Annotated in this window: 20 protein-coding genes and 1 pseudogene; 9 read left to right on the top strand and 12 right to left on the bottom strand. The window is 55.9% G+C overall.

Translation table 11 applies throughout. From position 1 onward, the window contains the following. The first annotated feature begins 41 nt into the window (after positions 1 to 41). Positions 42 to 1,004, top strand: coding sequence for a DNA-binding protein YbiB (gene ybiB, locus ACMGGH_RS12310; RefSeq protein ID WP_232948008.1), 963 nt, complete (start codon positions 42 to 44; stop codon positions 1,002 to 1,004). Between the two features lie 119 nt (positions 1,005 to 1,123). Here the strand turns inward: ybiB and ybiJ are convergent, their stop codons facing one another. The 3 genes from ybiJ to mcbA form a co-directional block, all read right to left on the bottom strand. Then, positions 1,124 to 1,384 carry a DUF1471 family protein YbiJ gene (gene ybiJ / locus ACMGGH_RS12315; RefSeq protein WP_014883102.1) on the bottom strand — a complete coding sequence of 87 codons (261 nt, stop codon included), beginning with the start codon at positions 1,382 to 1,384 and terminating at the stop codon, positions 1,124 to 1,126. A 286-nt stretch (positions 1,385 to 1,670) separates the two neighbouring features. Beyond that, the gene (locus ACMGGH_RS12320; protein WP_045259965.1) at positions 1,671 to 1,937 is read right to left on the bottom strand and encodes a DksA/TraR family C4-type zinc finger protein; all 267 of its coding nucleotides are present in this window, start codon (positions 1,935 to 1,937) and stop codon (positions 1,671 to 1,673) included. 124 nt (positions 1,938 to 2,061) lie between these two features. Continuing rightward, positions 2,062 to 2,328, bottom strand: coding sequence for a DUF1471 family periplasmic protein McbA (mcbA, locus tag ACMGGH_RS12325; RefSeq protein WP_028012443.1), 267 nt, complete (start codon positions 2,326 to 2,328; stop codon positions 2,062 to 2,064). A gap of 243 nt (positions 2,329 to 2,571) precedes the next feature. Between mcbA and rlmF the strand changes: the two genes are divergently transcribed. Continuing rightward, entirely contained in the window at positions 2,572 to 3,483 is a 912-nt protein-coding gene (gene rlmF / locus ACMGGH_RS12330) for a 23S rRNA (adenine(1618)-N(6))-methyltransferase RlmF (RefSeq protein WP_041910718.1), read from the top strand. Positions 3,484 to 3,528: 45 nt separating this feature from the next. Here the strand turns inward: rlmF and ybiO are convergent. The 6 genes and pseudogenes from ybiO to rhtA form a co-directional block, all read right to left on the bottom strand. Further along, a pseudogene (ybiO, locus tag ACMGGH_RS12335) lies at positions 3,529 to 5,741 on the bottom strand (mechanosensitive channel protein). A gap of 124 nt (positions 5,742 to 5,865) precedes the next feature. Then, entirely contained in the window at positions 5,866 to 6,588 is a 723-nt protein-coding gene (glnQ, locus tag ACMGGH_RS12340; RefSeq protein ID WP_028012446.1) for a glutamine ABC transporter ATP-binding protein GlnQ, read from the bottom strand. Then, positions 6,585 to 7,244 carry a glutamine ABC transporter permease GlnP gene (glnP, locus tag ACMGGH_RS12345; protein ID WP_003858462.1) on the bottom strand — a complete coding sequence of 220 codons (660 nt, stop codon included), beginning with the start codon at positions 7,242 to 7,244 and terminating at the stop codon, positions 6,585 to 6,587. The genes glnQ and glnP overlap by 4 nt, the downstream gene beginning before the upstream one ends. Positions 7,245 to 7,337: 93 nt before the next feature. Continuing rightward, positions 7,338 to 8,081, bottom strand: a complete 744-nt coding sequence (gene glnH, locus ACMGGH_RS12350; protein WP_014831177.1) for a glutamine ABC transporter substrate-binding protein GlnH — start codon at positions 8,079 to 8,081, stop codon at positions 7,338 to 7,340. Positions 8,082 to 8,442: 361 nt separating this feature from the next. Beyond that, complete coding sequence (gene dps / locus ACMGGH_RS12355) at positions 8,443 to 8,946, bottom strand: DNA starvation/stationary phase protection protein Dps (RefSeq protein WP_008501171.1); 504 nt, start codon at positions 8,944 to 8,946, stop codon at positions 8,443 to 8,445. A 299-nt stretch (positions 8,947 to 9,245) separates the two neighbouring features. Next, positions 9,246 to 10,133: a threonine/homoserine exporter RhtA gene (gene rhtA, locus ACMGGH_RS12360; RefSeq protein WP_041910716.1), complete on the bottom strand. Its 888-nt coding sequence runs from the start codon at positions 10,131 to 10,133 to the stop codon at positions 9,246 to 9,248. Positions 10,134 to 10,488: 355 nt separating this feature from the next. Between rhtA and ompX the strand changes: the two genes are divergently transcribed. Further along, on the top strand, positions 10,489 to 11,007 hold the full coding sequence (gene ompX / locus ACMGGH_RS12365; protein ID WP_028012448.1) for an outer membrane protein OmpX: 519 nt from the start codon (positions 10,489 to 10,491) through the stop codon (positions 11,005 to 11,007). 118 nt (positions 11,008 to 11,125) lie between these two features. On the opposite strand, the gene ACMGGH_RS12370 is transcribed toward ompX, so the two are convergent. Together ACMGGH_RS12370 and mntS are read right to left on the bottom strand one after the other, a co-directional pair. Beyond that, a complete protein-coding gene (locus tag ACMGGH_RS12370; RefSeq protein WP_227442590.1) occupies positions 11,126 to 12,709 on the bottom strand; it encodes a phosphoethanolamine transferase in 1,584 nt (527 codons plus the stop codon). 269 nt (positions 12,710 to 12,978) lie between these two features. Then, positions 12,979 to 13,107 carry a manganase accumulation protein MntS gene (gene mntS / locus ACMGGH_RS12375; protein WP_032644847.1) on the bottom strand — a complete coding sequence of 43 codons (129 nt, stop codon included), beginning with the start codon at positions 13,105 to 13,107 and terminating at the stop codon, positions 12,979 to 12,981. Positions 13,108 to 13,290: 183 nt separating this feature from the next. Here mntS and mntR point away from each other — a divergent pair, with 183 nt between their 5' ends. The 6 genes from mntR (at position 13,291) to ACMGGH_RS12405 (ending at position 20,302) form a co-directional block, all read left to right on the top strand. Then, positions 13,291 to 13,764 (top strand): manganese-binding transcriptional regulator MntR, encoded by a 474-nt coding sequence (gene mntR / locus ACMGGH_RS12380; protein ID WP_028012450.1) that lies wholly within the window; start codon positions 13,291 to 13,293, stop codon positions 13,762 to 13,764. Then, entirely contained in the window at positions 13,761 to 14,870 is a 1,110-nt protein-coding gene (locus ACMGGH_RS12385; RefSeq protein ID WP_049136963.1) for an anion transporter, read from the top strand. The genes mntR and ACMGGH_RS12385 overlap by 4 nt, the downstream gene beginning before the upstream one ends. 101 nt (positions 14,871 to 14,971) lie before the next feature. Next, positions 14,972 to 16,066: an HlyD family secretion protein gene (locus tag ACMGGH_RS12390; protein ID WP_041910714.1), complete on the top strand. Its 1,095-nt coding sequence runs from the start codon at positions 14,972 to 14,974 to the stop codon at positions 16,064 to 16,066. After that, positions 16,063 to 17,634 (top strand): DHA2 family efflux MFS transporter permease subunit, encoded by a 1,572-nt coding sequence (locus ACMGGH_RS12395; protein ID WP_028012453.1) that lies wholly within the window; start codon positions 16,063 to 16,065, stop codon positions 17,632 to 17,634. The genes ACMGGH_RS12390 and ACMGGH_RS12395 overlap by 4 nt, the downstream gene beginning before the upstream one ends. After that, entirely contained in the window at positions 17,634 to 19,157 is a 1,524-nt protein-coding gene (locus tag ACMGGH_RS12400; protein ID WP_028012454.1) for an efflux transporter outer membrane subunit, read from the top strand. The genes ACMGGH_RS12395 and ACMGGH_RS12400 overlap by 1 nt, the downstream gene beginning before the upstream one ends. 104 nt (positions 19,158 to 19,261) lie before the next feature. Beyond that, a complete protein-coding gene (locus ACMGGH_RS12405) occupies positions 19,262 to 20,302 on the top strand; it encodes an aldo/keto reductase (protein WP_232948009.1) in 1,041 nt (346 codons plus the stop codon). A 98-nt stretch (positions 20,303 to 20,400) separates the two neighbouring features. Here the strand turns inward: ACMGGH_RS12405 and ACMGGH_RS12410 are convergent, their stop codons facing one another. Next, complete coding sequence (locus tag ACMGGH_RS12410) at positions 20,401 to 21,504, bottom strand: succinylglutamate desuccinylase/aspartoacylase family protein (RefSeq protein WP_232948010.1); 1,104 nt, start codon at positions 21,502 to 21,504, stop codon at positions 20,401 to 20,403. Between the last annotated feature and the right edge of the window lie 98 nt (positions 21,505 to 21,602).

Below are 21,602 nucleotides of genomic sequence, written 5' to 3' on the forward strand. Positions count from 1 at the left end.
GGGCTATAGTGTTAACAAGATAGGCTGTCAGGAGGAATGTCGTGGATTATCGCAAAATTATCAAAGAGGTAGGACGTGGGAAAAACCACGCCCGCGACCTGGACCATGAAACCGCTCGCGCGCTTTACACCCGTATGCTCAACGGCGAGGTACCGGACCTGGAAATGGGCGGCATCCTGATTGCGCTGCGTATCAAAGGCGAAGGCGAAGCGGAGATGCGTGGTTTCTACGAGGCGATGCAGGCGCAAACGCTGCGCTTAACGCCGCCAGTGGCAAAACCGATGCCGATTGTGATCCCGAGCTATAACGGGGCGCGCAAGCAGGCAAACCTGACGCCGCTGCTGGCGATATTGTTACATAAGCTGGGGTTCCCGGTGGTGGTACATGGGGTCAGCGAAGATCCCACGCGCGTACTGACAGAAACCATCTTTGAACTGCTGGGCATTGAACCGACTCTCCATGCCGGTCAGGCGCAGGCAAAGCTGGAGGGGAACCAGCCGGTCTATATTCCCGTTCGTGCGCTCTGCCCGCCTTTGGAAAAGCAGCTGGACATGCGCTGGCGCATGGGCGTGCGTAACAGTGCGCACACCCTGGCGAAGCTGGCAACGCCGTTTGCTGAGGATGCCGCACTGCGCCTTTCCAGTGTTTCTCATCCGGAGTACGTGACGCGCGTCGGTCAGTTCTTTGCCGAAATCGGTGGACGCGCACTACTGATGCACGGAACAGAAGGAGAGGTGTACGCCAACCCGCAGCGTTGCCCACAGCTGGTGCTGATCGATTCTGCCGGTACGCGCGTTGTGCTTGAACGCGGGGAAGAAAACAGCGATGTGATTCTGCCAGAGTCAAAAGATCCGCAGGTTACCGCGCACTGGATTACGCAGTGCCTGGCCGGGAATGTGCCGGTCCCACAGTCGATCAAGCTGCAAATGGCCTGCTGCTTGCTGGCGACAGGGGAGGTAGAGACGGTGGAAACGGGGTTACAGCGGGTGACACAGTCGTTTTAAGCAAAAAAAAGCCCGTCCAGTGGCGGACGGGCAAGCAAGGGTAACAAACAACAGGGTCAATGAGGGTTGGAGCAGCTCACCAGAGGGTTTGGCGAGGGTACAGCATTCATTTCAGGCGATTATTTGTAGATAACCGCAGTACCGCTCAGCTTGTTATTGGTGTTAGCGGAGGTGATGGTGTATCCGCTTGCACCGGCAGCAGCGGCTTTCTCAGCCAGCTTGGCTTCCAGGCCGTCCAGCGTGGTCGCGCCTTCTGCACTTACCACACCGATTTTATTCATGCTCTGGGCCTGAGTGGATGAAACAGGCTCTACGGCGAATGCGCCGAAAGACAGAGCGGACAGGGCAACAGCAGCTACAGCATATTTGATGGTTTTCATAATTAATCTCTCGCAGGTGTTTTCTGTTAAGGGGACGATGTTCCGTCGATGTGATAAGTATCACGTTTTTTCCTGAGGGATAAAATCGAAGAGAATTGACGTGGTCAGTCAAAAAAATTGAATGACAAATAACTTATTGAATATTAATAAATTCAAACCAGCGCTTTACACTTCTTGTGCATGCGCTTTACAGAAGAAAGATGAAGGGCACATTTTGCTACGCGGTTCGCTAAAAACCGTGAGCGTAAAGGTAAGTGCAGGCAGGGTTAACTTAGGTAAAGGAGAGTCAGCGTAACTGGCTATCTTTCGATCCTCTGCGATTATAACCTGAATGTGAGGCATTTTTTGAATCTTTATCCTGCTGGCAGGCAATGCATAACCTTACGCCTGGAATGGCTTTACGCCGCGCCTCCGGGATCGGCTCTCCGCATTCTTCGCACTCCTTCAAACTTTCGCCGCGCGGAATCTCACCGCGAGCGCGCGCAACCGCATCTTCAATGGTACTGTTGATCTGTTCGTTAACGGCGTCGTCATTCGCCCAACCGGAAGCCATGGCATCCTCCTGAAATCGGTTTATACCCTGCTTTTAATATGGGGTTAAAAAATGAACAATCAAGATAAAGCGGAAATGAACTGCATCCGGCAGGCAGATGCAGTCTTGTTGTGGAGGAAAAAAATTATTTATAGATGGTTGCTGTGCCGTACATATGGTTATCTCCGCCAGCGGAGTTCACAACAAAGCCTTTCGCACCTTCCTGGCGGGCTTTTTCGGCCAGTTTATTCTGCAGATCGTCCAGGTTACTTGCGCGACTTACCGAGACGGTGCCCGCCGGACGCAGCTGGCTAGTATCGGTACTTTCATTCAGTGACTGAACGGCCATCGCAGAAAATGAAGCCGTTGCCAGGGCGCCGGCGATAACAGCAAGGGTCAGGTACTTTTTCATAATCACATCCTCATGAGGAAACAACAGGTGATTCCCTTTAAGTTTAGAAGCCTGACGAGTGTGACTTAGCGCAAATATTTGATGATGATCTGCTTATTTTTTGAACGATAAAAACTGACAATTCGCTGACAGATCATAGACGTAGAGGTGTTTGATTTACGGTGTTTTTTTAAGCGCCGCAGAGAAAGATTTACCGCTGGGCCAGCACAGGGTATCTTACGCCGCTGTTTAAAGGAGAACGCCATGACTTCCCAAAAGCCGGGATTGCACCCACGAAACCGCCACCGCAGCCGCTACGACATGAACGCCCTGTGCCAGAGCTGCCCTGCGCTGCAGGACTATATTGTCCAGACCCCAGCGGGTGAGCCGACCGTCAACTTTGCCGATCCGCAGGCGGTGAAAACGCTGAACAAAGCCCTGCTGGCGCATTTTTACGGTGTGGCTCACTGGGATATTCCGGAAGGCTTTCTCTGCCCCCCTGTGCCGGGCCGTGCTGATTACGTTCATCACCTTGCCGATCTGCTTGCCGAAGATCGTGACGGCGCTGTACCGCAGCAGGCTTCCATCCTGGATATAGGCACCGGGGCAAACCTGATTTACCCGCTGATTGGCGTACATGAATATCACTGGCGCTTTACCGGGAGCGAAATCGGCGCCGAGGCCTTTGCCAGCGCGCAGGCGATTATCAGCGCGAACCCTGGCCTGAGCCGTTCCATTCGTCTGCGTCGTCAGAAAGAGGCGGCTTCCATCTTCAACGGCATAATTCATAAAAACGAAAGCTATGACGCTACGATGTGCAACCCGCCGTTTCATGATTCGGCGGCAGCGGCTCGCGCGGGCAGCGAACGTAAACGCCGCAACCTCGGTCAGGCGGAAGACGCCGCGCTGAACTTCGGCGGGCAGCAGCAGGAGCTGTGGTGCGAGGGCGGTGAAGTTGCCTTCATCCTGCGCATGATTGCGGAAAGCCAACAGTTTGGCCGTCAGGTGAAGTGGTTTACGACGCTGGTTTCCCGCGGGGATAACCTGCCGCCGCTCTACCGCGCGCTGAGCGAAGCGGGTGCCGTAAAAGTGGTGAAAAAAGAGATGGCGCAGGGCCAGAAGCAGAGCCGCTTTATCGCCTGGTCGTTTATGGACGATAACAAACGTCGCAAATAGTATCCCGCCGTAGGCCGGGTAGGGCAAAGCCGCCACCCGGCTCGGTTACAGCGTCGGCTCCTGCGGAGGGAGCGGCGAGGCGGGCGGCGACAATACCTGATACGTCTGCACCGGCGTTCGCACGTTCGCCAGATCGAAGTGCTTTTTCACCATGCTGTCGAGGGCAAAGCGCACCGTCCACTGCTTCAGCGGCTGGGTGGTGAACGACACGCGCAGGGTGAAAGCCGTGTTGGTCAGCCCAACGATGCCGGCAAACGACGGCTCGCCAATCACCAGCCCGCGAATATCCTCCATTTCCATCAGTTCACTGACCGCATCCCGCAGCGCCTGCTTCGCTTTGTCGGCATCTTCATGACGATCCACATCGTAGTTGGCCACAACGGAGCCAATGCCGCGCACAAAGTTGGCGAAGGTAGTGATCGATGACCAGGGAATGATGTGATATGCCCCGGTATCCTGACGCACGCCTACCGAACGAATCGACATCCGCTCCACGGTACCGGTCAGCGGCCCGATGGTCACCAGATCCCCTGTGTTCATCCCGTTCTCAAACTGGATAAAGATGCCGGTAATAATATCCTTCACCAGCGTTTGCGAGCCGAAAGAGATCGCCAGCCCCAGCGCGCCTGCACCCGCCAGCAGCGGGGCGATATTCACGCCGATTTCCGACAGCACAATCATGATGGTGATGGTGCTGATGATCACCGCCAGCGCATTGCGGAACAGGGTTAACAGCGTGCGCGCGCGGGCGCTGGGGAGCGGTCTGCCGTGAATATCCGATACCAGACGGTTCTCGATAAGGCTTGCCAGCAGCGTCCAGCCGACGGCGGAGAAGAACAGAATCAGCGCGATACGAATTAAAATATCGACGGTCTTCTCGCCTGCGCCGTTATGCAGCCAGTTCCAGAAATCAAACAGGCTCCACGCATTCAGCAGCAGCATGATCGCCACGCAGACGGTCAGAATGCGCGCCACCTTCAGCGATACCGACATCCAGCCGTTCACCCGTTTTTGCAGTTCCGGGTAATTACGCTGCACCTGCGGCGACAGGGTGATGGTTTTCGAGATCCAGCGGGACAGCAGCCCGGACACAAACGCCGCGATGCCGATAATCGCCAGGCTTTTAAACGTCGCCCCCATCATAAATTTCAGGCTGTTTCCCGGGTCGAACAGCGAGAAGAAGCACAGCACAATAAAATACGCGCTTGCCAGCCAGTGCCACACCAGCGCGAAGGCGCGGATAAACAGGCTGAAGAAAGAGAGGGAACGGTCGGCCAGATGCAGCAGACTCTCGGTGATCGTCCTTTTATTGTGAAAGATAAGGTACAGAGACCAGACGGTTATACAGAGCATAATCAGCACGTTCGCCAGCGCGCCAAACTGCACGTTAACCTGGTTGGAGATAATCGGCACGGCAACCAGCAGGCCGTATCCTATCAGCCCGCTGAGCACGCTTAGCCGCACGGCCCAGTATTTAGCGCTGTCGTCGTTGATGTTGAAAGGGCGAAGTTCAGGCACGCGCGGGCAAAAGATGACGCGCAGCACCGCTTTAAAAAATTCGATGAGCGCAAACGCATTCAGGAAGAGCGCCTGCTGGAAGGCAATGGTTTTGTTGCCCGTATTGAGGCGGTCCGCCAGCACCTGACCGACAAACAGCGTCAGGGCCAGCAGCAGTAAATCGATGATAAACGCTCCGGTAATCATGGCCGGGAGGTGCAGCCAGCTGCTTTTATGCTGATTTTTTTTCCGTCCCCAGTGGCCCATCTTCCGGTAGAGCGGCCAGGCGCACAGGCGCAGCAGCCAGTAAAAAATGAATACGGCACCCGCCAGAATCGCAAACTGCGTGGCGGCTGCGGTGAAGGTGTGGGGATTAAAAGGTTTATGCGAGGTGCCAACAAGATTTCGATAGAGCTGGGAAAACGCGACGACAGGGCTTCCCCGTAGCGGCGGCTGATGTCGGTGACGTTTTCCAGTACCGTCTTTTCCTCTTCGACCTGCGGTGGCGTAATGGTCGGAACCGGATCCTGAGGCGGCGTGGCGGCCACCTTCCTCAACTGATCGATCAGCTCCTGCCGGGAGGTGTCATTCTCAAGGACGTCGGCAAGTGCGCTATAGGCCGCTTTTTTTTGTTCTGCATCCGGCTCCGGAGGCGGCGTATTTTGCTGAGTAGCAGTTGCTCCGGTGGTGACGCCGGGGATTGCCACGGCGAGCGATGGCGCACTAAACAGGCTTATCAACAGCAGCAGGATCCACGGCACGGCGTCCTCCGACAAAAATATCGTGCAAAATGATAAGTATAGAGGGCGAGAGGCGGAGGGGAGTTTTTGGGAACAATCTGGCGTAAAAAAGCCGGGCAAGCCCGGCTCGGTATGTAGCGAGGGATCAGGAGACGTGCTGCAGGAACTCCTGCAGACGCTGGCTAGGCGGATTCGCGATCAATTCCTGCGGGTTACCGTCTTCGGCGATGCGGCCTTTATCAATAAAGATCAGGCGGGAAGCCACTTTCTCAGCAAAGCCGATTTCGTGGGTCACGATCACCATCGTCATCCCTTCTTCCGCCAGATCCTGCATGACTTTCAGCACCTCGTGGCGCAGCTCCGGGTCGAGTGCGGACGTCGGCTCATCAAACAGCATCATCTTCGGTTTCACCGCCAGCGCGCGCGCAATCGCCACGCGCTGCTGCTGGCCGCCGGAGAGCTCGGAAGGGTAGTGGTGCGCACGCTCCGCCAGGCCAACCTTCGCCAGCAGATCTTTTGCCAGCGCTTCCGCCGCCGCTTTGTTGGCACCGCGCACGCGCAGTGGGCCAAACATCACGTTTTCCAGCGCCGTCAGGTGCGGGAACAGGTAGAACTGCTGGAATACCATGCCCGCTTCCTGACGAATCAGACGCTCGTCCACTTTCGGGTCGTTTACCTTCAGACCGTCAACGATCAGATCGCCGCTGGTGATCTCTTCCAGCTTGTTGATGCAGCGCAGCAGGGTCGATTTACCGGAACCGGAAGGCCCGATAATCACCACCACTTCACCCTGCTTGATATTCAGATCGATATTGTGCAGCACCTGGGTTGGGCCAAAGTGCTTGGAGACGTTTTTAAATTCAATCACAGGATTTTCATCCTTCTTTCAAGACGGCGCAGAACGAAGCTCAGTACCAGCGTAATGATCAGATAAACGACGGCGACCGCACTCCAGATTTCCAGCGCGCGGAAGTTGCCCGCAATGATTTCCTGGCCCTGACGGGTCAGTTCGGCCACGCCGATAACGATGAACAGCGATGTATCTTTAATGCTGATGATCCACTGGTTACCCAGCGGCGGCAGCATGCGGCGCAGCGCCAGCGGGAGAATAACGTGACGGATCGTTTCGCGACGAGAAAGACCTAATGCCAGACCGGCTTCGCTGAAACCTTTATGAATCGACAGCACCGCCCCGCGGGTGATTTCCGCGATGTAGGCGCCCGAGTTGATCATAATGGTCACGACGGCCGCGCTGAACGGATCGATGCGCAGGTCGGTGAAGGCCATTGGCAGGGCGAAGTAGATAAACATGACCTGCACGACAATCGGCGTGCCGCGGATCACTTCGATGAAAACCAGTGCGATGTGGTTTGCAATCCAGCCACCGTAGGTGCGGGCGAAACCGGCGACAAGACCGATAATCAACCCACCTACCAGACCCAGGACCGAAATCCACAGGGTCATTTTAGCGCCTTCAAGCAAGAGTGGAATGGCAGGCCAGATGGCGCTCCAGTCAAACTGCATGATGTATTCCTGTATACCGTGGTGAAAAACGAAAAATGTAGGCCCGGCCAGCGTGAGCGCCGCCGGGCGCTATAAACCTGAATTCAGGTAAAATTATTTAGGCTCAGTACCGAACCATTTTTTATAGATTTCGTTGTAAGTGCCGTTCTCTTTCAGCGTTTTCAGCGCGCCGTTAACTTTCGTGCGCAGATCGTCGCTGCCTTTCGGGAACGCGATACCGTACTGCTGAGCTTCCAGAGAGTCGCCCACGGCTTTGAACTTGCCGTTACCAGCCGTTTTAATGAAGTACAGGATGTTCGGCGTGTCGTGCAGAACAGCGTCAGCACGGTTGGTGCCGAGTTCCATATACGCGTTGTCAATGTTCGGGAACTGGCGCAGGTCTTTGGTTTTGATGTTCGCTTTCGCGTAATCCACGGAACCGGTGCCGCTCTTCACTGCCACCACTTTACCGTCGAGGTCTTTCACGCTTTTTACGTCGTTATTATCCGCTTTGACCATCACCAGCAGGCCGCTTTTGTAGTAGCCGTCAGAGAAGTCGATCGCTTTTTTACGTTCTTCGGTAATGGTGATGCCCGCCAGCGCCAGATCGACGTTTTTGGTTTGCAGCGCCGGGATGATGCCGCTGAAGTCCATCGGCTTCAGGGTGTAGTCCAGTTTGAGTTCTTTGGCGATAGCGGCCCACAGATCAACATCAAAACCAACGTATTTGTCACCCTGTTTGAATTCAAACGGAACGAACGCCGTGTCGGTCGCCACAACCAGTTTGTCGGCAGCCTGAGAGGACACCGCAAAAGCCAGGGTAAGTGCAGCCAGTGAAACTTTTAATACAGACTTCATAGCATTTCCTTTTATATCCACGGGGCGATCCCCTGCGAGAACGACTGGCACAATGAAAAAATCGTGCCAACTTTACAAGTTGTTGTTTTACAAAGGGGATGAAATCATACATTGCACAAAAAGCGTGGCAATGATGTCGTGTTGCACCAGCATGGAGCACCATTTTGGTGCGCTTCGTTTGGGTCAACTGACGGGGAGATATTAAGCGTAAATTCTGACGAAAAAACAATCTTCCATTAACGGTTGTGTGAGGTGATTATTACAATTTATTCACTTTTGCACCGTCTCAGGCAAAAACTGTGCACCATAAATGTGCAAAACCCTCACCAGAGGCGAGGGTTTGACAGGAAAGTCTTATGGATTACTCGATGTTAGATTCGATAAACCACAGGAACTGATCCAGGTCGCGGGACGCGGCGGTGAAGATGTCTGCGGTATCTTCATCCTTGGCTTCGCTAATCGCTTTGCGCACGTCATTGGCCACAATCGCGTAGCGGTCCGCCAGCTCTTTCAGGTGATCCTGAACGGTGTGGATATCCAGCGGGTAGCTTTTCAGCGGCGTTTTGCTGTTGATCACCTGCGTGGTCCCAAGCGCGACACCACCCAGCTGAACGGCACGTTCAGCCATCGTATCGAGGTGTGTCACCAGTGCTGTGCGGAAGCCATCCAGCATTTCATGGACGGCAATGAAGTTTGCACCGCGCATATTCCAGTGGGCCTGTTTGGTGATCAGCGAAAGATCGATGAACTGGATCACCTGGCGATTCAGCAACTCAATGGTCGCTTTTTTGTCGCTATCCGATACATCGTTACGGGTATAAAGCAGATTAGACGCTTTCGTTTTCACCAGTTTAGCGGTACTCATAATCTCATATCCTCTTGATGTTTATGTCCCAGGTAATTACGGAACTAAGTATAGCACCGGATTTTTTCTCTGCGGTCTGGCTGTGCCTATCGGTTTAATAGCAAGAAGGAGGTTGATAATTTAATTTATTGAAATTAAAAGATAATTTTAAAATTGATACAGATCAATCTTAATTCGCATAGAGGAGAATGGGTGGGGAAGGATATTTCGGTAATATGACAAACTATGTAAGAAATTATAACGGATGGCATTCTGGCCTTTATTCTGCATGGCCGTGAAGCCATGCAGAATATATGGCATTAGCCGATGTCGATTTTCTCAACTTTGGGTTCAGGGCGCATGGTGAGCGTTGACCCCATTGACGCCGCGATAATTGAGCAGAGCGCCAGCGTCTGGGTAAACGTCAGCGTTTCGCCCAGGAACACCATCCCGGAGATCGCCGCAAGGGCGGGCTCCATGCTCATCAGGGTGCCAAATATGCGCGTCGGCAGACGCGTCAGGGCAATCATCTCCAGAGAATAGGGGAGTGCCGTTGAAAGAATAGCGACCGCCAGCCCGATGGGCATGACTGACCATTGCCAGATAGACTCCGTGGCCTGCGCCATACCGATCGGCACAAAAACGATAGCCGCAATCACGGAACCCAGGGCGACCGTTGCCGGGCCATGCTCTTCACCCGCTCGCTGCCCGGTGAGTATATAGACAGCCCAGCAGGCTCCTGCTCCCAGCGCCAGCGCTGCGCCCGTGAGATCTATCTCAGAGACATTCTGGCCGAGCGGCAGCAGGAACCATAAGCCCAGAACGGCCAGCACGACCCAGATAAAATCCACCGGACGACGTGACGAGAAAAGCGCGACCGCCAGCGGGCCGGTAAACTCCAGCGCGACGGCAATCCCCAGCGGGATGGTCTGGATGGAGAGGTAGAACATATAGTTCATTGCCCCGAGGGACAGACCATAAAAAAGCAGGGGAAGACGTTGCTCTTTTTTGAAGCGCAGACGCCAGGGTTTGAAGATGACGACCAGTATCGCCGTTCCCAGCACGATACGCAGGGCTGTTACCCCGGGCGCACCCACCAGTGGAAAAAGCGATTTTGCCAGCGAAGCACCGCTTTGGATGGACAACATGGCAATAAGTATGACGGCTACCGGCAACCAGACCGACGACGTGCGGGATAACCCAGGCATCCTTTCTCCTGTCAGCTAATGTCAAGTGGAGTAAAGGTTGCAGTGTAAAGGAAATATACAGCTACGGTTGAGACTAGGTTGAAAAAAAAGACCCGTGAAATCCGTAAAATGGTTAAGCGCTGGTGGATTTATCACCTGAAAGATTAGGAATAATCTGGATGAATGTAACGGCGCAGACGCGCAATATGGGCGTTTAGTAGGAAAAATCGCATGTGATTTGAAAGAGTTAGCTGAGGTTGGAAACGTTCTGTTACAGGAAAGGCCTCATTAGACATCACGAATCACAAAGAGTTTCGCAAAATTTTTTGATATATTTAAAACTTACGGACTTACTTGAAGCACATTTGAGGTGGTTATGAAAAAAATTGCATGTCTTTCAGCACTGGCCGCTGTACTGGCTGTTTCCGCAGGTACCGCTGTAGCTGCTACTTCTACTGTAACTGGTGGTTACGCTCAGAGCGATATGCAGGGCGTGATGAACAAAACCAACGGTTTCAACCTGAAGTATCGTTACGAGCAGGATAACAACCCGCTGGGCGTGATCGGTTCTTTCACCTACACCGAGAAAGATCGTACTGAAAACGGCGCATACAACAAAGGCCAGTACTACGGTATCACTGCTGGTCCAGCTTACCGTCTGAACGACTGGGCGAGCATCTACGGTGTTGTAGGTGTTGGCTACGGTAAATTCCAGCAGACCGAAAACCAGGGTCTGAACCGCACTGCAAGCAACAGCGACTACGGCTTCTCCTATGGCGCAGGCCTGCAGTTCAACCCAATCCAGGACGTGGCTCTGGACTTCTCCTATGAGCAGAGCCGTATCCGCAACGTTGACGTTGGCACCTGGATCGCGGGCGTAGGTTACCGCTTCTAATCACTTCGGTGAGCTAATAAAAAATCCGCCCAATGTGGCGGATTTTTTTTTAGCTTTTTCCCTTTCCTTGTGGGAGAGGGCCAGGGTGAGGGCATCAGACCGCACGAGATCGCACAGCTTACTTACTCTTAATATCAAAAATATCGGTACCCAGATGGTTATAGTCAACTTTCTGTAACTTGAAGTTGGTAACGTACACTTGGGGCGCTTTCTTGTTGGAGATAAACGGGTAATCATTTTTTATCTCTTTGGCCTTAATCCCCGTCCACTGCGAGAAGAACTGCAGGAAATCATTCGCCGAGCGCCGCGCTTTGATAACGCGATGCGTTTTATCATCACTCGACAGCACCATAAACGGTACCTGGAAATTCTGCTGGAACTGGTCGTCGTGCGCCAGATACTGCACTTCTTTGCCACGCTCTTTAAACGCCAGCCCGTGATCCGAGAAATAGACCACAGAGAAGCTTTCGCCCGTGTTGCGCAGCTGATCGTAAAGCTTGCTGAGCAGCTCGTCGGTTTGCGTCATGGTATAGAGATAGCAAGAGGTCTCTTTCGACTGCACAAACTCCGCGTATTTACCGCCAGTGCGATCGCAGGCCTGCGGGTGCGATCCCATCAGGTGCAGAACAATCAGCTGCGGCTGGGTGCGCTGGGTAGCAAAGACCTGCGCCGTCATCTTCAGCAGCGCCTCGTCTTTGGTGTTTTTGTCGGCTTCAAAGTCGCCGCTCTTCAGGAACTGCACTTCGTCAGCACGCTTAGCAATACTGGCGATGGCGGTGTCGTATTCGCCGATTTGCCCCTGATTGGAGAACCACCAGGTCTGAAAACCGGCGCGGTTGGCCAGCGTGACAAAATTATCCTGAAACTGAGGTTTGCCATCCACCACGCGGTTCAGCGTCAGGCCGAGCGATTTCTGCGTCGAGCCGCTGGCCGCCACATAATCGGTAAACAGGGTGCCGTTGACAGAGCTGGCAAACGGTGTGTTATTCCAGTGCCCGCCGAATGCGCCCAGCGCGTCGCGACGTGCGCTCTCGCCAATCACCACCACATAGGTATGGTATTTCGGCTTAACCGCCAGCACGTTCCAGGTGTCTTTCATATTGGAAAGTTCAGCCATGCGCGCCTGCTCGTCGAGAACCTCTTTATTGTTCACGACGACGTCTTTAACGAAACGGAACACCGGATAGCCCGTATCTTTCAGCTTGAACACGCCGCCCCAGGCCAGGTTTTGCACCGGCGCAACGAAAAACGTCCCCACGCTAAACGCCAGGCACAGAGACTCCATTTTTCCCCATGATCTCTTCGCGTCTGCTTTGCGACGAACCGCGATGACGCCAAGCGCAAAGATAAAGAGGCCGACGACGTAGCTGTACCAGGGGAAGATCGTCAGGATCTCCGTCGACTCTTCCATATTGGTGGAGTGCAGCGCCAGCAGGGTGTTGAAGTTTGGCGCGCCGTAGGCCTGGCCAAACGGGAAATACATCGCAGCAATCAGCGAACAGACCCCTACCAACGCTTTCTGCACGCGCGGGGCCGCTCGCCACAGCACATGCAGGATGCAGGTGAAAGCCACTGCATAAAGCAGGCTGAAGGGATAGCCGAGCGCAAAGTTAATCAGCAGCGACTGCAAAAAGTAAAATCCCGTCCACGGGCTTAAGGCCCGGCTGCGGGTAACGATGGTATCTATCAGGGTTACATTCATAGGTCACTATCACAAAAACGCCATGTGCTCACCCTGGCGCCAAGGGTCAAAGCCTGCCGGACAGTGCGTGGAAAGGGAATGAGAGGTCCGCTTCAGCGAGCCGCAAATTGTGCAGGGCTGCAAGAAGATAGTGCGAGCGTGAATTAAGGTCAACAGTTGCTAAACAGATGTTTTGCGAAGGGGGCTGCAAATCCGCAAAAATTATCGGGAATTGGTCAGTTTACAGCGGAAGTGTGACAGAAAAATGAAGCGGCGTACCGCAACGCCGCTTAGTGGGAAGGTTTGTCGTCCTGATGCGGTTTGTTGTTAAACATATCGCACAGCATGTTCAACAGCATTAAGCGCACTTTAAAAGGAGAGTGGGTAAACACGTTCATACACCTCTTGAATTCGTTCATGAGACCTCCTGATGTTTGATCCCTTCGATCCGTGAAGGGTGACTGCATTACATACAGATATAGCACAGGCTATATTGTATAGCTATGGCTATTTCGTTAATTTTTTGTGCTTGTGGAGGGATGGTTTACAATGTGCGCTCTCGATACCGGGCGCTGGAAGCGTCACCCCAATGAGGAAGTACAATGAACCGTCGCGCAGGTAAGCCAGCCATTAAAAAAACGACGCAACTGGTGAATGTTGAAGAACATGTCGAAGGTTTTCGCCAGGTCCGTGAAGCGCACCGGCGTGAACTGATTGATGATTATGTTGAACTGATTTCCGATCTGATCCGCGAGGTTGGGGAAGCGCGTCAGGTCGATATGGCCGCCAGGCTGGGGGTTTCGCAGCCGACGGTCGCTAAAATGTTAAAACGTCTGGCCTCGGTAGGCCTGATCGAAATGATCCCCTGGCGCGGCGTGTTTCTGACGCCGGAAGGGGAGAAGCTTGCGCAGGAGAGCCGCGAGCGCCATCAGCTTGTCGAGAACTTTTTGCTGGTGCTGGGCGTCAGCCCGGAAATTGCCCGTCGGGATGCTGAAGGAATGGAGCACCACGTTAGCGAAGAGACGCTGGTGAAGTTTCGCGAATTTACCCTTAAATATGGTCCCTCCGCTGAATGAAAATCCCTGGACTGCAGGCCCTCTCACGCGATCGTTTCTTCCATCTCTTATTAATCATTGGCGCCGGGTTAAGCCTGTTTGTGCCGTTTGCGCCACAGGCCTGGTCTGCGGCGATTGACTGGCGCACCATCATCACCCTGAGCGGGTTAATGATGCTGACCAAAGGGGTCGAGCTGAGCGGCTATTTTGACGTCCTGGGGCGTAAAATGGTGCGCCGTTTTGCCACCGAGCGCAGGCTGGCCCTGTTTATGGTCTTCTCCGCCGCGGTGCTGTCGACGTTTCTGACCAACGATGTGGCGCTGTTTATCATCGTGCCCCTCACGCTCACCCTGCGTAAGCTTTGCGAGATCCCGGTCAGCAGACTGATTATCTTTGAAGCGCTCGCCGTTAACGCCGGTTCTCTGTTGACGCCCATCGGCAACCCGCAAAATATTCTTCTCTGGGGACGTTCCGGTCTGTCATTCGCCGCCTTTACCTGGCAGATGGCGCCTCTGGCGCTGGTGATGATGCTGTCGCTGCTGGCGGTCTGCTGGTTCGCGTTTCCGGATAAAAAGCTGCAATACCATAGCGGGACCACGGGCCCGCAGTGGCAGCCGCGGCTGGTCTGGAGCTGCCTCGGGCTGTATATCGTCTTCCTGTTCGCCCTGGAGCTGAAGTATGAGCTGGCGGGCGTCCTGCTCGTCGCCGCGGGCTTTGTCGTGCTGGCGCGGCGCGTGCTGGTGAGCGTGGACTGGACGCTGCTGCTGGTCTTTATGGCGATGTTCATCGACGTGCATCTGCTTATTCAGCTTCCGGTGCTACAAAACGTTCTGCACAGCGTCAGCACGCTGTCGCAGCCGGGGCTGTGGCTGACGGCGATTGGCCTGTCGCAGTTTATCAGCAACGTGCCTGCCACCATTCTGCTGCTCAACTACGTTCCGCCGGACACGCTGCTGGCCTGGGCGGTGAACATCGGTGGGTTTGGGCTGCTGCCCGGCTCCCTGGCAAACCTGATCGCCCTGCGCATGGCCAACGACCGTCGCATCTGGTGGCGCTTCCACCTCTGGTCGATCCCGATGCTGCTCTGGGCTGCGGCGATCGGTTTCGGACTATTCCTTCTCATATAGTGCGCAATTTGTCAGTTTTTCCTGGCAAATGTATAGCAACGTCCTAGCTTTAGTGAACGGCATAGTGTGATGCCGCTCACTGACAGGACCGTTGCTGAATTATGGCAGAAGAACAAAATCCACCTGCTGACGAGCAGGATAAAAACAATAACGAGCGTAAACGCCCGGGCAAAAAACCGTTAATTATCCTTGGCATCGTGGTCATCGTGATGGTGATCGTGGCGCTAGTCTGGTGGTTTTTAACCCGCAACGAAGAAACCACCGACGACGCCTTTACCGACGGCGACGTGGTGACCATTGCCCCCAAAACGGCGGGCTACGTTACCGAGCTTCGCGTGCGGGATAACCAGCGCGTGAAGAAAGGGGATGTGCTGGTGGTGATCGATCCGCGTGATACCACCGCCCAGCGCGATCAGGCTCAGGCTCAGCTTGGGCTGGCTATCGCGCAGCTGCATCAGGCCCAGGCGCAGCTGGCGCTCTCAAAAGTGCAGTATCCCGCCCAGCGTGACGAAGCCAAAGCGCAGGTGTTGAAAGCGCAGGCCGATCTGGCGAACGCGCAGGCGGAGTACCGGCGCCAGCGCGGCGTTGACCCGCGCGCGACCACCCAGCAAAGTATTGATTCTGCGAACGCTCAGCTGCGCAGCGCCCAGGCTGGCCTTGCCAGCGCACAGGCGCAGCTGGAAGTGGCGGAGCAGGTACAGCTGCAAATCCGCCAACAGGAGACCAACGTCGAAGCCCGCGAGCGTCAGGTCGAACAGGCCAAAGCGCAGCTGGAAACCGCGAATCTGAACCTCTCTTACACCGAAGTCCGCGCCCCGTTCGACGGCTTTGTCACCAAACGCAACGTGCAGCCCGGCACGCTGGTTCAGGCGGGCACCGCGCTGTTCTCGCTGGTCTCCCCGAACGTATGGGTGGTGGCGAACTTTAAAGAGTCCCAGCTTGAGCGCATGAAGCCCGGCGATAAGGTTAGCGTCTCCGTGGATGCCTGGCCGGATATGGAGCTTGAAGGCCATATCGACAGCATCCAGCAGGGCAGCGGCTCGCGCTTCTCCGCCTTCCCGTCGGAAAACGCCACCGGTAACTTCGTGAAGATTGTTCAGCGCGTGCCGGTAAAAATCGTCATTGATAAAGGTCTGGATCCGAACAAGCCGCTGCCGCTGGGGCTGTCGGTTGAACCGAAGGTCACCGTGGAATGACGGATCATAGCCACGATAACTGGAAGCCCGCCAGTAACCCGTGGGCGGTGGCGATTGTCGTCACCCTGGCGGTGTTCATGGAAATTCTGGACACCACCATCGTCAACGTCGCGCTGCCGCACGTGGCGGGGTCGCTCTCGGCCAGCTACGACGAATCCACCTGGGTACTGACAAGCTACCTGGTGGCGAACGGCATCGTGCTGCCCATCTCGGCGTTCCTGAGCCGGCTGTTTGGCCGCAAGCAGTTCTTCCTCATTTGCATTGTGATGTTCACCATCTGCTCGTTTCTGTGCGGCATCGCCACCGAGCTGTGGCAAATCATCCTGTTCCGCGTGATGCAGGGCTTCTTTGGCGGCGGGTTGCAGCCCACCCAGCAGTCGGTGCTGCTTGACTACTTCAAGCCGGAGGACAGGGGCAAAGCGTTTGGGCTTTCCTCCATTGCGATTATCGTCGCGCCGGTGCTCGGCCCGACGCTGGGGGGCTGGATCACCGACAACTACTCCTGGCGCTGGGTGTTCTTTATCAACATCCCGGTGGGGATTGTGACGGTGCTGGCGATCTACCAGCTGCTGGAAGATCCGCCGTGGGAGAGCAAATCAAAAGAGAAGCTGACCATCGACTGGACGGGGATCGGCCTGATCGCCCTCGGTCTCGGTTGTTTGCAGGTGATGCTCGACCGGGGCGAGGATGACGACTGGTTCTACTCGAACTTTATCCGCACCTTCGCGGTGCTGACGCTGGTCGGCATTATTGGCGCAATCTACTGGCTGATGTATGCCAAAAAGCCGGTGGTGGATCTGCACTGCATGAAGGACCGCAACTTCGCGATCTCCAGCCTGCTGATGGCGGGGATGGCGATGATCCTCTACGGCAGCTCGGTGGTGATCCCGCAGCTGGCGCAGCAGGATCTGGGCTATACCGCCACCTGGTCCGGGCTGGTGCTCTCGCCCGGCGCGGTGCTGATCGTGCTGACGATCCCGCTGGTGCTGAAGCTGATGCCGGTGGTGCAGACGCGCTGGATCATCGCCTTTGGCTTTACCTGCCTGGCGGTGTCGTTCTTCTGGTCGCGCACGCTGACGCCGGATATTGACTTCGAAACCCTGGTGTTGTTCCGCAGCGCCCAGTCGATAGGTCTGGGGTTCCTGTTTGTGCCGCTCACCACCATCGCCTTCATCTCGATACCGAGACGGCTCAACGCCGATGCGGCGGCGCTGTTTACCATGTTCCGCAACGTGGCGGGATCCATCGGGATTTCACTCTCGACGGCGGCCATCACCGAGCGCGCGCAGGCGCACAGCGCGCATCTTGCCTACCACGCCTCGCCGTTTAATGAGCAGTTCCAGCTGGCGATTCGCGAAAGCGCCCAGGCGATCCAGAACTTCACCACCCAGGTGGGCGATCCGACCGGGATTGCCACCGGGCGGATGTACCAGACGATGATCGAGCAGTCCCGCTTTTTGGCCTACATCGACGTCTTCACCATTCTGAGCGCGGTGGCCTTGCTATTGATTCCGTTTTGTTTGTTGCTCTCGCCGGTTAAGAGCGAGGGGAGTGCAGGAGCACACTGATGATACACAGACGTTTACACCCCCTGATGATAATGATGCTGCTGGTGGGCTGCGCCGTCGGGCCGGACTACCAGCAGCCTGCGCCACCCGCCGTTACGCACTGGAACGATAAGGGCGACAGCGCGGTAAAATCGCAAACCACCTCCGCCGCGACCAATCCGCGCTGGTGGAAAACCTTCGGCTCGCCGCAGCTCGACAGTCTGGTTGAACGCGCCATCGCCGGAAACCTGACGCTGCAGCAAACGGTACTACGCATTGCCGGGGCGCGTGAACAGATTAACCAGGCGGGCGGGGCATTTTTCCCGTCGGTGAACGGCAATCTGCAGGCGACGCGCCAGCAGCTCGGGCTGGAAGGGGAGCTAAAATCCCACGGCGTGTACGACCAGCTGGATAATGTCGACCCTGAACTCAGAGGCGCGCTGGGACCGCTGACGCAGCCGATTAACCTTTATCAGGGCAGCTTCGACGCCCAGTGGGAAATCGACCTCTGGGGTAAGGTGCGCCGTCAGGTGGAAGCCGCCGAAGCACAGCAGAAGGCCGCCATCGAACAGCGTAACGATGCGCTGGTGTCGCTGGAAGCGGAAGTGGCGCGCGCGTGGCTCCAGCTGCGCGGGGCGCAGAGCATTATCGCTACCCTGAACACACAGATTAAAAGCGCGCAGCAGACGCTGGACCTGACCGAAAGCCGCCAGCGCGGCGGGCTGTCACCGCAGATGGACGTGGAAAACGCCCGGGCGCAGCTGGGCAATCTTGAAGCGCAGCTGCCGCAGTATCAGGCCCAGGAACGCCAGGCGATGAACGGGCTGGCTATTCTGCTCGGCAAGCCGCCGGGGGCGCTGGATAGCGAGCTGCAATCCGCGCAGCCAATGCCCGCGCTGCCGGATATCGTGCAGACTGGTATACCGTCCACGCTGGCGCGCCGCCGTCCGGACGTGCGCGAAGCGGAGGCCAACCTTCATGCCGCCACGGCGCAAATTGGCGTCTCGGTGGCCGAGCTGTTCCCGAGCTTTACCCTCTCCGGACAGTTTGGCCTGCGCAACAGCGAATCCGGCTGGCTGACCGACTGGAGCAGCCACTTCTACAGCTTCGGCCCGCAGGTTTCCATACCGATTTTCCAGGGTGGTCGGCTGGTCTCCAGCGTTAAGGTGGCGCGCGCGCAGCAGGGTGCTGCGGTACTGGACTATCGCCAGACGGTGCTGACCGCGCTCGGCGATGTCGAAAACGCGCTGGTGAGCTATCGCACCGACCAGCAGCGTGAAGCGGGTCTCGCGAAAACCATTGATGCCCTGCAAAACGCCTTTGACCTGGCGAGCGACAGCTATCGCCAGGGGATCGCCAGCTTTATTGACGTGCTGGACGCCCAGCGTCAGCTGGCGCAGGCCGAACAGCAGCGCGCGCAGGCGCAGGTACAAAGCGCCCTCGATCTGGTGGCGCTCTACAAGGCGCTCGGCGGCGGCTGGGAGCCGTATCAGCAGGTGCAGCTGCCGGACTACAGCGTCTTTGGCGACGCCCCGCGCGGATAAATATTCAGAGGATTGGGCAAGAAACGGACAGGAACGCCACATTCGCGATGGCTGAGGGGCGGGTATAACTATCGGGTACCCAATCGACATGCGAGGATTATCTTATGCGTTATCAAAAACTGGGCAACACCGGTCTGTTCGTTTCTGAACTGTGCCTCGGCACCATGACCTTCGGCGGAGAAGGCGGCATGTGGGGCAAGATTGGTCAGCTCCAGCAGAGCGAAGCAGAACAGCTGGTGGGCCGTGCGCTGGATGCCGGGATCAACTTTATCGATACCGCGGACGTTTACTCGGAAGGGCGCTCGGAGGTGATCCTCGGGCAGGCGCTGAAAAATCTCAACGTCCCGCGCGAGAACGTGGTGGTCGCGACTAAAGTATTTGGCGAAACCGGGACGGCGGGAGTGAACTCGCGCGGCAGCTCGCGCTATCACATCATCAGCAGCGTGAAGGAGAGCCTGCGCCGCCTGCAGCTCGATCATATCGATCTCTATCAGCTTCACGGTTTCGATCCGGCCACGCCGATTGAGGAGACGCTGTATGCGCTGGATAACCTGGTGCAGCACGGCCACGTGCGCTACATCGGCGTCTCGAACTGGGCGGCGTGGCAGATAGCCAAAGCGCTGGGCATTTCCGAGCGACTCGGGCTGGCGCGTTTTGCGTCATTGCAGGCGTACTACACTATTGCCGGACGCGATCTTGAGCGCGAGCTGGTGCCGATGATGCAGAGCGAAGGCGTCGGGCTGATGGTCTGGAGCCCGCTGGCGGGCGGCCTGCTGAGTGGAAAATATGGTCGCGACGGGCAGAGCGAAGCCGGTAGCCGCCGTCTGGAGTTTGACTTCCCGCCTGTGAATAAAGATCGCGCCTTTGACTGCGTGGACGTGATGCGCGTGATTGCCGAAAGCAAGGGCGCCTCCGTGGCGCAAATCGCGCTGGCGTGGCTGCTGCACCAGAAGGCGGTGACCAGCGTCATCATTGGCGCGAAGCGCGTTGAACAGCTGGACGACAACATTGCCGCCACCGGGATCCGCTTAAGCGAAGACGAGCTTAAACAGCTGGATGCCGTCAGCGCGCTGCCGCGTGAATATCCGGGCTGGATGCTGGAGCGGCAGGGGGAGTATCGTCGCAATCAGCTTGCGCAACAATAACGCTTCTCATCCCCGGCGGCGCTTCGCCTGCCGGGGATGATATCGAAGAAATGACGATAAGCTGCTTTTGCCGATTCAACGATGGGCTGTGGCGGTAATCAGCAGCCGTCTTTGCAGGTTGCGGCTGGGTTTTGCTCAAGGACTCTTACCAGCAGGGCTCGGGGCTCTCTGACCACATCTGTTCCAATTGCCAGTACTTTGCCGTCCCTTTCCGCTGAATACTTCGCGACAACATCACCGAAAGCATTTCGCTGCAGGGCGACCTCTTGTCCTGCTTTTACCGTGTCGCCGGGTTTAACGAAAACTTCCGCGAACCCACCCGTAGTTGCTCGTATGGAACTGATCGCATTACCAATATACGTTTTATTGCTGCTGGCGGTTGCGCCGATTTTGCCTTCAATCACCTTGTAATGGATCAGTACATTGAGGGCACCCTCTAACCCCCGGGCAATCATATCCTGCTGGTAAATCCTCGGCTCTCCCGTCTCGGCCGTTATCGCCGGGATACCATTTTGAATAAAGGTGGTTTCCATTGAGCCGGCTTCACCGGGGTCTTTCTTAATTTGATCTGCCGGGAAAAGTTCCGCAATTGTCCGGGCATCCGCATTGCGGTAGTCGGCATAAATGAACAGCGGATAAGCCGTTCCGGTAGACTGGGTATGATAGTCAATCGCCAGGTCGACATTCCCCTTGTAAACCTTATTCCACATCATCCATGCCTGGCGCTCGGCAGGGTTACCCGTTTCTTTTCCTGGATGGACGCGGTTGTAGTCGATCGTCTCACCCCCATCGGTTGAAACAGACCACGTCCGGGAGACCCTCTCAAGGCCAGAGCGGTTTGGGCCAATGATGCCAACAACGCTGCCGTTCATTTTTGCGGGGTCCAGTTGTTCCATCACTTTTTGGACGATGCGCACGCCGTTTAGCTCATCCCCGTGGACGCCCGCCTGCAGAAGGACTTTCTTCCCGTCCGTTTTCCCTTTTGCCACCATTATGGGGACATACCAGCGCTGTCCCGTTCCGGTCTCCACCCCCTCGAACATAAAGCGATGTTGTCCTGCTGGCAGGTCTGATACATCCAGCGTAGAGATAACCGGCACTCCCTGCACTTTATCACCCGTATACACCGTTGCTGCGTAAGTCATTGAGCCGGGCAACGCTAAGCTGAGAGCGAATGCGATACGGCGAGTAGATATCTTCATGAGCGTCATTTTCCATTTGATAGGGTTGAGATTTTTATTTTTCGGCCTGGGCCTTGGTACGTGCTCATTAAGTTAATAGTGATTTTATGAGGCCAGCC

It is taken from the genome of Enterobacter sp. BNK-16, assembly GCF_048684955.1.
GTDB lineage: Bacteria > Pseudomonadota > Gammaproteobacteria > Enterobacterales > Enterobacteriaceae > Enterobacter > Enterobacter bugandensis.